The 13,697-nt window shown below is 51.2% G+C and carries 11 protein-coding genes; 5 read left to right on the top strand and 6 right to left on the bottom strand.

Going from position 1 to position 13,697, the window contains the following annotated elements; genetic code table 11:
* Window positions 1-105 precede the first annotated feature (105 nt).
* The 4 genes from AC5JO6_RS11140 to AC5JO6_RS11125 form a co-directional block, all read right to left on the bottom strand.
* Window positions 106-636 carry a chemotaxis protein CheW gene (locus tag AC5JO6_RS11140; RefSeq protein WP_496081133.1) on the bottom strand — a complete coding sequence of 177 codons (531 nt, stop codon included), beginning with the start codon at window positions 634-636 and terminating at the stop codon, window positions 106-108.
* An 11-nt stretch (window positions 637-647) separates the two neighbouring features.
* Complete coding sequence (locus AC5JO6_RS11135) at window positions 648-1,013, bottom strand: response regulator transcription factor (RefSeq protein WP_496081132.1); 366 nt, start codon at window positions 1,011-1,013, stop codon at window positions 648-650.
* Between the two features lie 109 nt (window positions 1,014-1,122).
* Window positions 1,123-2,469 (bottom strand): response regulator, encoded by a 1,347-nt coding sequence (locus AC5JO6_RS11130; RefSeq protein WP_496081131.1) that lies wholly within the window; start codon window positions 2,467-2,469, stop codon window positions 1,123-1,125.
* 74 nt (window positions 2,470-2,543) lie between these two features.
* On the bottom strand, window positions 2,544-2,681 hold the full coding sequence (locus AC5JO6_RS11125; protein WP_496081130.1) for a hypothetical protein: 138 nt from the start codon (window positions 2,679-2,681) through the stop codon (window positions 2,544-2,546).
* Between the two features lie 902 nt (window positions 2,682-3,583).
* Between AC5JO6_RS11125 and hmpF the strand changes: the two genes are divergently transcribed.
* Together hmpF and AC5JO6_RS11115 are read left to right on the top strand one after the other, a co-directional pair.
* Window positions 3,584-5,341, top strand: coding sequence for a pilus motility taxis protein HmpF (gene hmpF / locus AC5JO6_RS11120; protein ID WP_496081129.1), 1,758 nt, complete (start codon window positions 3,584-3,586; stop codon window positions 5,339-5,341).
* An 83-nt stretch (window positions 5,342-5,424) separates the two neighbouring features.
* The gene (locus AC5JO6_RS11115) at window positions 5,425-5,670 is read left to right on the top strand and encodes a hypothetical protein (protein WP_496081128.1); all 246 of its coding nucleotides are present in this window, start codon (window positions 5,425-5,427) and stop codon (window positions 5,668-5,670) included.
* A gap of 14 nt (window positions 5,671-5,684) precedes the next feature.
* Here AC5JO6_RS11115 and AC5JO6_RS11110 read toward each other — a convergent pair whose 3' ends face one another.
* On the bottom strand, window positions 5,685-8,051 hold the full coding sequence (locus AC5JO6_RS11110) for a recombinase family protein (RefSeq protein ID WP_496081127.1): 2,367 nt from the start codon (window positions 8,049-8,051) through the stop codon (window positions 5,685-5,687).
* Between the two features lie 143 nt (window positions 8,052-8,194).
* On the opposite strand from AC5JO6_RS11110, the gene AC5JO6_RS11105 reads away from it, so the two are divergent.
* Window positions 8,195-9,685, top strand: a complete 1,491-nt coding sequence (locus tag AC5JO6_RS11105) for a proton extrusion protein PcxA (RefSeq protein ID WP_496081126.1) — start codon at window positions 8,195-8,197, stop codon at window positions 9,683-9,685.
* Between the two features lie 300 nt (window positions 9,686-9,985).
* On the opposite strand, the gene AC5JO6_RS11100 is transcribed toward AC5JO6_RS11105, so the two are convergent.
* A complete protein-coding gene (locus AC5JO6_RS11100) occupies window positions 9,986-10,666 on the bottom strand; it encodes a hypothetical protein (protein WP_496081125.1) in 681 nt (226 codons plus the stop codon).
* Window positions 10,667-10,847: 181 nt separating this feature from the next.
* On the opposite strand from AC5JO6_RS11100, the gene dxs reads away from it, so the two are divergent.
* Both dxs and AC5JO6_RS11090 read left to right on the top strand, forming a co-directional pair.
* Entirely contained in the window at window positions 10,848-12,752 is a 1,905-nt protein-coding gene (dxs, locus tag AC5JO6_RS11095) for a 1-deoxy-D-xylulose-5-phosphate synthase (protein ID WP_496081124.1), read from the top strand.
* Window positions 12,753-12,969: 217 nt separating this feature from the next.
* Window positions 12,970-13,569, top strand: coding sequence for a 2OG-Fe(II) oxygenase family protein (locus AC5JO6_RS11090; RefSeq protein WP_496081123.1), 600 nt, complete (start codon window positions 12,970-12,972; stop codon window positions 13,567-13,569).
* The last annotated feature ends 128 nt before the right edge of the window (window positions 13,570-13,697 follow it).

Genomic DNA, 13,697 nt, shown 5'->3' with positions numbered 1-13,697 from the left:
AGTTTGCGACGTACGGCACGGCTGCTACCGACACCGCACTCAACCCGCGTGACTCGTTCCTCAGTTTTACTGCTAGTTCTCAGTTTTTTCACGTCAATTTTTCTCCTAGGCTGCCCATCGAGCTGACCGCAAAATGGCGATCTGATCCAGCAACCGCAAAAACTTGTTCGCCTGAGCATCTAAAACCCATTCACCCCGCAGAAACGGCGCGACACTATCAGGAACATTGGTTGACATCTGTACCTCCTCAATATCTAACCAGTCCATCCCGACGATGCGATCGACCGCTAGACCTAGCATAATATCCTGGTCTTCGACTGCGATGACCTGGACTTCTGGCTTGTCTGTATTCAAGGGCGTTGGATCACCGAGAAATTGACCGAGGTCTGCAACCCAAACGACTCGCCCTCGTACATTTAGCGTACCCAAAAGCAGTGGCGAAACATTGGGCACGGGCGTAATCCGATCGGGTGATGGCGACAGCACTTCTCGAATCCCCATTGCAGGCAGGGCAAATTCGCTCCCGGATGTGATGTAAAACCGCAAGTGCAGCTCACCTTCAGGACTTTCTAGTTCTTGAAATTCGGGCGCTTGATCTTGCCCTCTACCCGTTAAGAAATCTGAATTACCGACCATAGCGGTTTGCTTTAACCTCGCAACAATTGCTTCACCGTGCCCACTAGCTCTGTCGGCTGAAACGGTTTGGCGATATAAGCATCGGCTCCTTGTTTCATGCCCCAGTAGCGATCGAATTCTTCCCCTTTTGACGAACACATGACCACTGGTACGTCCTGAGTCTTTGGATCGGCTTTGAGGCGGCGGCAGACTTCGTAGCCATTCATGCGCGGCATGACAATATCCAGCACCACAAGATCAGGTCGATGTCCTTGAATTTGCTCTAATGCTTCAACGCCGTCACTCGCCACCGTCACACTTAAGCCACTCCCCTTTAAGAGATCAGTAATCATCTCTCGTTGAGTCACACTATCTTCCACGACTAGAACTGTACTCATCTTCTTTTCCCTGCTTGCCGGCTGAAACGTTAACGGGAAGACCCAACGCTACTCACCTTAGTATTCACCCTAATAACGATGTAATCCATAAAGTATCCTCGATCTGTCGCTAAATGGCTGCCGATGCTGCCGAGTTAGTATCACCATCAGCCATTTCTAAACTGGTTTCGCTTGTGTTAGCTGGTAGTTGGTACGCACTATCGCTGTGCTGGTCGCCCACACCGATGTAGCGTTCAACTAACATTAAAAGCTCACTTTCACCAAATGGTTTCGTCAAATAGTCAGTGGCACCAACCATTTTTGCTTTCACGCGATCGATAAAGCCATCTTTGCCCGTCAGCATCACGATCGGAATCTGGCGAAAAGCGGTCGATGTTCGCAGCATGGCACAGATTTCGTACCCATCCAGTTCGGGCATCGCAATGTCGCAGAGAATCAAATCAGGCTTCAGTTGAAAGACGAGGCTAAGTGCGTTCAAGGGATTACCAATTGCCGTTGCTTCGTAACCGTGTTGTCGTAAGATATGCTCCACCGTCTCGCGTACTGCTACACCGTCGTCAATACAAACAACGCGCAAGTTCCTTGTCTCCTGTTGAAGACCAAAATCTTTAGAACGGACTGCTTTAAAGCCGATAGCTGCTTCGTTTTTGAGGGCGTTTTCCCGAACATTTTCCTGGGCAACAGTATAGACAAGCTGAATCATCCCTTTCTGTACATAAGGATAGATTGCCCGCGCGACCGTTAAACTATCCCGATTCAAATAACGTGCAATTTGACGAATCGATGTCTTACCGTCTGCGTAACGATCTAAGGTTGCCAGCGTGCGCTTTGAGAGACTGGCTTGCAGGGTCGTGGGGTCTGCGATCGCGGGACACTGATCCGGCGACTGGATATGGGGATGAAATTGCTTCCATTCCTGCACCTGCGTCATGATCTTTGCGAGCAATGGCGTAATCTCCAGGGTCGTCAACTGTGGTGACAGTGCTGGACCCAGCTCAAAAATAAATGACCCTTGATGCAGGCTGAGCAGGTCAAACAGAGTTTCATGCACCATGCTTTGAATAATGCTGCGTCCCTGTGCGGGAGTCAGCGTGTGGTTTTCGAGCAGTGCCCACAAATAGCCGTATTCAGGAGCATTCGTCGTCGCGATCGACGGCACCACGAGATGGCTCAGAGATGCCTCTGCCCGATACCGTCGTAAATAATCTGATAATCGAGACAAGCTGGTGGCGCGATCGGCAGCATACACAATCTGCCCATTGAGAAAGAAAACAAACCAGTATTGCTCTGCTAGCGCTTTCGATGCCCGCACATCTTGCACATACACCATGCCAAGATTACCCATGCCACTGGGTTGCGACGGGTATGCCTCAACAAAAAGCTCACCAGTACGCTGCCCCAACTCAATGAGTTGCAGAATGCTACGAATGTCAATTTCGTTCAACTTACCCTGCATGAAACTCTAGCCTTCTCCTCAAACGCTTGTCACTCGGTTCGATTCAGGCATCTTTTCCAACAGACGTTACTTGGTCAATCAAGCAGTCTTTGCTCGGCAAAGAATTTCTGATGCATCAGCAGCGTACTGGCTAATACAACTTTTATACTCCCCTTACTGCCGTTATCAATAGAATCTCTTAGTTTTATGCTTTGGCGCTTGGCGATCGTCATGCTTGTCACCGTTAACGCTGTCTCCACTGATCTGTCTGACTGAGGCGAGTATCGTCTTACAGCGATTTAGAAAATCGGTAGACTCATCATCCTGACGTATACTCATGCTTTACACTTCTTGATGATTATCCCTTAAGGCAATGCTAGATTAGAGTCCAGCAAATGCCAAATCAACTCAGTGTTATTCCAAGCGAACGGACTGATCACAAAAGTAATTGCTCTAGAGAGAATACGACTCATTTACGCTGGTTTCTGCCATCTGGACTTATTTTCAGCTTAAGACTCGATTTTGAGACTTAGCTTAGAGGGCTGTTGGCTTCTCGATACCACGCTACGAGCTTGGGGTTGCTACGGGTGCTATTTGTGTGTGTCTTGAGCTAATTTTTAGAGGGAAATGAGTCTCTGAGTAAGGAGTCTGACCTAGAATGGCGTGGTGACCGTAGGCAGTGCGCTTGGCATCAATGTTCAGCTCAATGTTTAGCATTGTTAATGCCCTCATGCTTGCGTTCGCTAAGACGGTGCCTATCGGCGAATCTACTGAGAGCGTTGGAGAGTCATAATACCGGATAGAAAGGCGTTCAAGGCGAGTATACACAGACATCTCGCAGATAGTTAAACGGCGATCGCTCATTGCCTGCTCGGTCGATCGGGTTAGAACCAGAAGAGCGGTATGAGCGTTACAGCAAAGGACTGATATCCGGTAAAAGCCGCACGACGCTTTCAAAGGCGATGCACCCGCAGCTACATGACAAGGAAAGGTTTGAACGGCACGATTCGTCGCAAGGATTGTTTTGCCAGGGTTGTCTCATTACACTGGGTCTAATGGTATTGACTAAATTGTTTAAGGTTAGACCGTCAAACGTGATCACGATTGGGCACAGACACAGAAGAGGATTATCAGCGTGCTGTATCTAGCAGAAGTACAAAAGAAGAGTGGTGGCTTGCTAGGTGGTGGAAAAGCAGAGCTAAAACTGCTTGCCTGCCAGCGGACCGAACAAAGCTGGAGCGCTGTGCCGGGTGAAGAAGTTGTGGGCTGTGACGAGGCGAATAACTACAACGGTGGTGCCCTTGTTTTGGTTGATTTGACGGCAAACAAGCAGGTGCAGCGCGTCCAGGAAGCGGGTCGGCAACTGGTCAGCATTCTGCAAAACTTTTCGCGCTTGCAAGAGAAATTTAAAACGCAAGAAGAAGAAATTGAGCAGTGGAAGCAATCGCTGACCTATCAAAGCCAGGAACTGAATCGCCGAGAAATGGAGATGGAGGCTCGCCGCGAACAACTCCAGCAGATGGAAGACGACTTCGAGCAGCTAGAGCAACAGCGTAAGGAGTTTGAAACGCTGCGCGACGAGGTCACTCAACAGCGGGACGAGTTTGAACGCAATCGTCAGGAACTAGAAGGTGCCTGGGATCATCTGCGCGGCGAAATGCGTCGCCTGGAAGAGCGGCAAGCAGAGTTTCAGCAAACGGCTTTTCTTGATGACGATCAGGCGCGGACGATCCATGATTTGCTGAATCGCTTAGCCGATTCGGTGCCCCCAACCGATGCTGTACGAGAGCAACTAAATGCCTCGTTTGAAATTCTGACCCAGCAGCAAAACACGCTCAGTGAGCAGTGGCAGAATTTGGAGCAGCAACGATCGACCGCACAGCAGCTTCAAGGCGATGTCGATCGCCAAACGCAAGAGATTCAACAGTGTTGGGAAGAGTGGAACCAGGCACAGGAGTCGTTGGAGCAAGGACGAGCAGAGCTAAAAGTACAGCAAACATCGCTCAACGTCCGCCAGGAGTATGCCCGGATGCTGGGCGTACAGATTCAGAATCAAGAGGACTTGCATCATCACCTCTACGGCTTGGCAGACACATCAGACAAGGTCAAGATTGGGCAAAAGGTCGATGTTGAGGCGCTCGAAAAGCTATCAGTAGATGAGCTGCAAAAAGTGGTTAGCGATCTAGAGCGCGATCTACAAAAGCTCTCTCAGTTTGTGGAAAGCCAGGAAGAGGAACTGCGCTATAAGCAGCAAGAGATCGACGCGGTACAGGCAAAAATTCAGGCTGCCAATGAGTACGATCGCCTCAATCTAGAAAACGAACTGGCAGACGAGCAAGACGGCTACCAGATGCTCAACGAAACCCTGGTCGGTCAGCGGCGCAACCTGCGAGAACGCGACGGGCTACTCAGCCAGCACCGTGCCGTGTTGCTACGTCGTCAGGGCAACGCCGACCCAACCACGCAAGAAAACGACATTGACCTGGGACCCATCCTCAGCCAAATCGAAGCGCAACGGCAGCAGCAGGTAGAAGAATTGCAAAAGCTGGAAAGCCAGATTGAGCAAATGCGAGGCGCGATCGATCAGGCGCAAGGCATGGTTAACACGCAAGCAGCCGAACAAGAAAACAAGCGCAACGAACTCAAGCAGTTAGAACAAACTTTGCTCGATCGCCGCTCTACCGCCGCTGAGACCTGGGGGCGCGTTAACCTTTACCAGGAAATGCTCCAACCCATTCAAGACAACGTAGACGGGTTGCGTCAACGCTTGGAAGGCGTTACAGGCACAATGGCTCAGTTTCAAGAAGCGGGAGACTCTCAGGGGCAGACGATCGCCGAAATGCGCCAAATTCTCGCCAGCCTCACCAGCACCCCAGAACTGGCAGCCTCATAAGCAATCAGTAATCAGTCTCTAAGCCATCTGTCATCCTAGTGTTATGACCAATGACGATCGCCTAAACCGAGTCGGAGAATGACGTGATTGACCTCAAATTAGCAGTTAGCGCCCTCATTGAAACAGTAAACCGCCATCAGCTCAACTTTGAAACCAGTCAGCGAAACTTTGAGCGCCTCTACACTGAAATCCGCGATTTGCGAACTGATACCCGCACGATTCAAGCTGAGATTCGAGACATTCAGACTGATATTCGGGGGCTTCAAACGGAGAATCGGCGTATTCTTGATATTTTGCAGCACCGAGAAGACCAGAATGGCGATCGCTAATGGTCGATCGTCCCTCAACCAATCAGTAACCCCGCATCTAGCGGCACCGCTGCATTCACCAGTGACAAGAGAACGCCTGTTTGCTCCTGTCCATTCGTCGCCAAATCGCTGTGGCAGAGATACACCCGTTCTTCCGTGCGACTGAGCAGATCCAGCAAGATGCGACGCAGACGGCGTTCATTCGCATCCATCGTATCGGCAGCAGTCCAGGCGCGTCCTGACCAGCCTTGCAAAAACAGCGGCGCACCAAACAGCGAATCGACTCCGCTCAACCAGCGTGGCGACCCAGCATCCAGCCAGAACTGCCAGCGGTGAGCGCGACGACTGGAACGATACTGAAACACATTTGCCAGCAGCACCGCATTACTGTCGGGTCCGATCGGACGAACAGGATAGGGATTCGCAGTCACCGTGCCACTCTGCAAAAGCTGGATAAAGCGACTCACCGTCATGTAGGCAGGAGCATCGAACCGTTGGCTGCGTCGGAGCCTACCATCTACTTCCCAATAATGTTGCGCTGCTTCAATCAACTGACGCAATGCCGACAGTTGCTCAAACGGCAGAGAACCACCGCCAAACAAGAAATGCTGAATCGCTCGATCGAGCAACGACACGGCATTGGGGATCAAGCGTTGCTCCAACTGCCCCTGTTGCGTTTCAATCCATTGCACGATCGCCTGATACGCATTACTCGCCTGGTAACCCAATCGATCCCATCGGGGAAACGTAGTAGCAGGTAACAAACGGGGTCGATCGGGATGCGGCACAAAGCAGTAGTCCGCCAGCAAGCCAGCGCGAACGGGGTCGATGAGTGAGGGGTGGGGGGTGAGGGGGTGAGGGGGTAAGGGGGTAAGGGGGTTTTCTAAGTGCTGAGTGCTGACCGCTGACTGCTGACCGCTGACTGCTGACCGCTGACTGCTGAGTGCTGACCGCTGACTGCTGACCGCTGACTGCTGACTGCTGACTGCTGACTGCTGACTGCTGACTGCTGACTGCTGGCTCAATACGACTAGCATTTCTGCGACCGCATCCCGATCGACCAAACGCCCCAAACCTGGATAAACCAGGGTTAGCAGTGTCAGCAAGGCACGAATAATCGGCGAACTGGTAAGGGGGCGCTGATCGTTCAGGGATTCGACGGGAATTTGGTGTTTGGTGAGGATTTCGGTCAGGCTGTAGCGGGCGATCGCATCCACACCGGGAGCAATCACCGCAATGTCGCGGGGCTGCACCTGCTTGGCTTGCACAGCATCTACAATCACCTCTGCCGTACGCCGCAACAGTTGGGCACGAGAGGTTGTCTGCATGACCTGGATCGATTCTGGCAAACTGGCAAAGAAAATGGGGTCTGTCGCTAGCGCCACAATCGCTTCACCCAATTCGTTACCCAGACAGGGCGCAGGACGATCGGTCAGCGTTTCGACCTGGCAACGGTCTGCCAAACCTGACAGGTAAGCAGGATCAGCTCCCAAACCCAGACGCACAGCTCCATCAGGGTTATAGGTAAAGATGGCTCCGGCTCCGGCATCCAGCAAAGTGTCAAAGAGGAGTCGCGCGATCGCGGGATACTCATCCACATCGTCTGCCAACACGATTTGATAACGCTGCGCTAAATGCTGTTGATAGATCGGGTTGGGCAGTAAATGCTGCCAGTACAAGCCAGCAATGATGCCGTACGTCAGCAATCCACCCTCCAGGCACCAGCGCTCCCAGCGTTGCAGCAGTTCGCCCACATCAGCATCAGGCAACGGCAGTTGCTCGCCCTGTCCGGTCAGCCCCTGCTCTAGCATGATAGGGATGTCTGCCAGTGGAATACCCGCCAGTGTCGCTAGTTGCAGCAAATCCAGCAGCCGTCGTACTAACCGTCCTTCAGTGATGGTTGCCTGCTGTCCGATCGCGCGATCGAGGTCTGCTCGCCAAAGTTGGGCTGCCAGTTCTTGCTCGTTTTCGGGTGCCAGCCGTACCGGAAATTGCGCTTTCAGGTCGAGCTGTTGAATCAGCAGCGACCAGAACAGCATGACTTCCTCCTGAAAAAAGCCCAGTGGAGTTGTGGAGTGTAAAGACACCTTGCTCTGGGTTGCAGCCGTCAGGCGATCGAGCAGGTCGATCCGGTTGTCGCCGATCGCCGCTAAGACCAGCACTCCGGGTGCACCCTCGCCAGCAGAAGGGATGAGAGACGCTGGCAACAAAGCAGGAGACGCAAAAACATTGGTAGGCGCAGCAGGTACAGAGCGCGTGATCTCTAGCCCTCTGCCAACATTTCTAGTAACGTCTCCCAGTCCTTTCACCCCAGACCGCACCCAAGCACTAAACTGGTTGACCAAAAAAGCCGTTTTGCCGCTGCGTGTAGCCCCTATGACCCAAATCGGCTCGCTACTCACTGATTGCTCTCGGTTGATTTGTTACTATGGCTAAGCGCGTTTAACGTGAACGCTTTGCGATTAAGCCTTGCCTATCGCTCCAGGCTACCAAATCTTGATGGTCAGTACATAAGACCCCGCATCATTCTGCACCTATTCGCGTCATGCAAACAACAATCTGGACCAGACTGAAGCAGTCGCTCTCTGCTGTAAGGCAGTGGTATGAGCAAACACCGGAACGGGCACTTGATCAGGCGTATGCCGCTGCCTTGATGATTAAGTCGATCGAAGATGAACATTTTGATGGCAACCCAATTTTAATTAGCACTGATAAATACGGCGCAAACTCGAATGCAGTATTTCAGGAAGAGCTAAGAAAATGCCTCAAGATTGCCGCGCTGCGATTATCAGAATTCAAGGCTAGTCGGTTCATTTTTAACACTACGGATGCGTCTGCAGACGCGCTCAAAGGACCAGCATCGTTAGCCAATAAAGAGCGATCGGCAATTATTTTAGAAAAGCTTAAATTCATTGACGAAGTACTCGGACGGTATCAAGAGCAACCGTCCGAATCGCTGTCGCTTGTACCGATCGACCAAACCAATCAAGCTCAATTAACTCAAAGCGGCAAAACTCAGCTAACCGTGCGCCCAAAGGGAAACACTGGCAGTCAACGCCTGAGTAACGGACAAACAGTGGATCAACTCTATCAATCAGAACCCACATTTGATGATGAAGCAGGCATTTTTGATAAACCCGGTGTGTTACCTCGGACGATCGCCAGCACTATCAGCCGCATCAAGCGAGATCTAGACCCCAACTCCGAACAGCAAGTTGTGCAAAACTTTCGGAGCACTAAAGCAAAAACGCGGATGGCAATTCGCCTGATGCTGATTCTCATTACAGTGCCGTTACTCACAGCGCAAATCTCGAAGACGCTGATTGTTGGACCGATTGTAGACTCCTTTCGATCGCCTACATCAGTTGAACCCTTTCTCAATTTTGAACTTCAAGAAGAAGCGCTCAAAGAACTACAAACCTTCAAAGAACGACTGGAGTTTGACTTTTTGCTAGGCAACGTGCCCAGTCTGACCAGTGAAGCAGGTGGCGACCACGGGGGCAGCGATCATGGAGGGGGCGAGACCGCTGTTGGAGAAGGGCAAACCACCAACGAAACAAATAAACCGTTGACCAAAGCCGAACAAGAAGAACTTATTGAAAGCAAACTGAAAGAGAGAGCGGAAGAAATCCAGCTTGACTACAGTGATGAGAGTTCTGGTGCCATCAAAAACATTTTTGCCGACTTGTTCTCAGTCGCTGCCTTTGCGATCGTCCTCATGGTCAGTCGCCGTGAAGTGGCAATACTCAAATCTTTTATTGATGACACCGTTTACGGCTTAAGTGATAGCGCGAAAGCATTTGTCATTATTCTACTAACCGATACCTTTGTTGGTTTTCACTCTCCTCACGGCTGGGAGGTTCTCTTAGAAGGGTTGTCTAAACATTGGGGCTTACCCGCCAACCGTGATTTCATCTTTCTGTTTATTGCCACCTTCCCTGTTATTTTGGATACTATTTTCAAATATTGGATCTTCCGCTACCTCAACCGCATTTCGCCATCTGCTGTCGCCACTTACAAGAACATGAACGAGTAAATTTATTCACTGTCAATAACCCATAAACCAACAGATCAATCAGCCACTGCTAGTTTATGGGTTGATTTTGACGACTAATTTTACCCGATGTGCGACTTTCCTCGACTACTTGCAAAGACTGCCCTCACCCTAGCCCTCTCCCGATGGGAGAGGGAACCAGAAAATTCTGAAAGCCCTTCTCCTTGGGGAGAAGGGTTGGGATGAGGGCGAATTAGTTGCACATCACGTAATTTTATGAACATTAGCCTGAAGCAGGCTGCATTCGACGTACTGTCGACTTGAGCCAGATTTCAGCGTCGATTAATTGCGTTGGGGTATCGGCTGAGTCTGAGTGGCAGGAGCAGGTGCAGGTGCAGACGGTGCCGAACTCGGTGAGGTGGTTGGTGCGATCGGGCTCATCGATGGCGTTGGTTCTGCTGTCTGAGGGGTAATGCTGACACCACCCGAAGGCGTGAACGGTAGGAACGTTGGGTCAACCTCACGTGGGAAATAGCTGGCATCAATACACGAGTCCAGCGCTTTGGTAGACGGAACCTTGGCTGCTCTGTTTAGCCCGACAACGCAGTCAGAATAGCGCGTCGGCAATAAGCTGCGACGGCAACTGTCGAGCACATTAGCGGCAGTACTGTCGCTGATTTCGCGGCGAATATCAACCACGCAGGTTGCCAGATCTGTGGGGCGACGCACCTGGCGGCAGGCAGTTAACGCATCAGCGGCGGCAAAGGTGCTGCCACTCAGTTGGCTTACGCATGACGAGAGGTCGCGTGGAAAAAAGGCTCTAGAACAAGCTGATGCCGCTTCTTCGGAGGAAATTTTTGCGTCTAACAAGTCTGCTGTGCAGCGCTCGTAATCGTTGGCAGCGATCGCCGAAGGAACAGGCAACACCACTGCAAACAGCCCTGCAACAACACTGATGCTGGCAAGACCGCTAACCAACGTGACGCTAGGCTGAGACTTTGGTTGACAGATTTGAGCTTTCACAGTTTTAGAAGCTTGGAGGGTTATCGTTTGCATAATAGCAAGCTTTCTGCGATCGATGTAAACCCCCAAACGGTAGCACCTGCTGCAAACATTACAATTCTGTCATCAACTTCACCAACCGGAATCTACTACAGTGATAAGGGTATACAAATCCGTTTAGCAGTCCAAAGGATACCCCGGTATGCATCTGAGTGAACTAACTCACCCCAACCAGTTGCACGGTCTGTCGGTCTATCAGCTCCAGCAAATTGCTCGTCAGATTCGTGAAAAGCACCTGCAAACAGTTGCTGCCAGCGGTGGGCATTTAGGACCTGGCTTAGGCGTTGTAGAACTAACGCTGGCACTGTATCAAACCCTGGATCTCGATCGCGATAAAGTTACCTGGGATGTCGGGCATCAGGCATACCCCCACAAGCTCATCACTGGGCGCTACGCACGCTTCCACACTCTGCGGCAAAAGGGCGGCATTGCTGGCTACCTGAAACGTTGCGAAAGCAAATTTGATCACTTTGGCGCGGGTCATGCCTCCACCAGCATCTCTTCAGCACTGGGGATGGCTCTGGCTCGTGACATGCAGGGTGAAAACTACAAAGTTGTCGCTGTCATTGGCGACGGTGCCTTGACGGGCGGCATGGCACTAGAAGCGATTAACCACGCAGGTCATTTACCCAAGACTAACCTGTTGGTCGTACTGAACGATAACGAGATGTCGATCTCACCCAACGTGGGTGCTATTCCCCGCTACCTCAACAAAATGCGGCTGAGCGCACCTGTGCAGTTTATTTCCGAAAACCTGGAAGAGCAGTTCAAGCACCTGCCCTTTGTGGGCGAATCTCTTGCGCCCGAAATCGGTCGTGTGAAGGAAGGCATGAAGCGCTTGGCAGTGCCCAAAGTGGGAGCTGTTTTCGAGGAGTTGGGCTTTACCTATGTAGGACCGATCGACGGTCACAACCTGCAAGAGTTGATTACCACCTTTCAGCAGGCACATAAGCATCCGGGTCCCGTGCTTGTCCACGTTGCTACGACCAAAGGCAAGGGCTACGAAATTGCCGAGAAAGATCAGGTTGGCTACCATGCTCAATCGCCTTTCAATCTGGCAACTGGGAAAGCTGCGCCTTCTAGCAAGCCCAAGCCACCCAGCTACTCTAAGGTGTTTGGCGATACGCTAACGAAAATTGCCGAGAACGACCCCAGAGTCATTGGCATCACTGCCGCAATGGCAACGGGCACCGGGCTAGACATTTTGCAGAAGAAGCTGCCCGATCAATACATCGACGTTGGCATTGCCGAACAACATGCTGTAACGCTGGCAGCGGGTCTCGCGTGCGAAGGGATGCGCCCCGTTGCTACGATTTATTCTACGTTTTTACAGCGAGCGTTCGATCAGATCATTCACGATGTCTGTATCCAAAACCTACCCGTCTTCTTTTGTATCGATCGCGCGGGCATTGTCGGCTCGGATGGTCCCACCCACCAGGGCATGTACGATATCGCTTACCTGCGTTGCATCCCCAATATGGTGCTGATGGCTCCTAAAGACGAAGCCGAACTCCAGCGCATGATTGTGACGGGCATTCAGCATACGGGACCGATCGCCCTCCGCTATCCACGCGGCAACGGCTACGGCGCACCCTTAATGGAAGAAGGCTGGGAACCTCTACCGATCGGTAAAGGTGAAATTCTCCGTCATGGCGATGATGTGCTGCTGCTGGGCTATGGCTCAATGGTGTATCCCTCCATGCAGGTGGCAGAAATTCTCAGCGAACACGGCATTCAGGCAACCGTCATCAACGCCCGCTTCGCCAAACCACTGGATACCGAACTCATTCTGCCCCTGGCGCAAAAGATCGGTCGGGTCGTGACGCTGGAAGAGGGCTGTTTACCCGGTGGCTTTGGGTCTGCGATCGCGGAAGCCCTTCTGGATGCCGACATTGCTGTACCGCTCACCCGTATTGGGGTGCCCGATCAACTGGTTGACCACGCCACTCCCGATGAGTCCAAAGCCGATTTAGGCTTAACGCCACCCCAAATGGCAGAGCGCATCTTGAAGCTGTTTAGCCGTCAGCCCTCACCCGTCAGCGTATAGCTAAATTCAAATCCTCTCTGGAGGGACACTGCCTGTACCGTTCCTCCAGAGAGGTATTACCTAGCCCAATTTTTCGGTTGCCCAGGTAATACTAATTCTACAAAATCGCCCTACAGATTTGTTCTTGCTGCTGACCGCTGACCGCCAGCCGAAGCTTGCCTGTGTAGCCACAGTTTAGTGAAATGGTATAAGGCAACAGACGAACACAGGTGCATTCATGAACGAAGACCGATGGACAGCAAATCTTCATCACCTGTTTCCGACTGCATTATTTACGTTTGGCATCACAGATTATGCAGCCATCAATCAGCAACTTTTAGAGACAATCTATAGGCTCAAACAACAGGATCAAGGTGCTTCAGCATCGAATGTATTGGGTTGGCACAGTAAGAGTAATCTCTTTGAATTCGATGCAATTCAGCCGCTGAAGGTGTTAATTGATGCAGCTATTTTAGAGGTTACTCAAACGATAGGCTACGGCGACATTCAAATCAAAGCAGCTAATTGTTGGGCAAATGTGAATCCCAAATATGCCAGCAATAAGATTCACGATCACGCCAACTGCCTTTTGAGCGGTGTTTATTATGTAAAAGCACCAAAGGATTCCGGTCAATTAATGTTCTACGATCCTCGCAGCGCAAAGACGTTTTATAAACCGCTGGTGTCGAATTTTACAGCTTATACTGCCGATGCGATCGCCCATGCCGCAACAGAAGGGATGCTCCTGATCTTTCCAAGTTGGCTAAAGCATGGAGTTGAGCCAAATCTAAGCGATGACGATCGAGTTAGCATCAGTTTCAACTATGTCTTTGTTTAACAAGAAGCCTTGGTTCATTGATCAACAATTAATGAAACGGTCAGCTCTAGCGGATAGCTAATAGTGGCTGACTTTAGAGGTTGTTTGAAAAGTGTCTGGCGGTTAAAACCGCGACTACGTAAACAAAG

It is taken from the genome of Tildeniella sp. (genome assembly GCF_059505325.1).
This window is presented reverse-complemented; position numbering and strand designations above follow the sequence as displayed.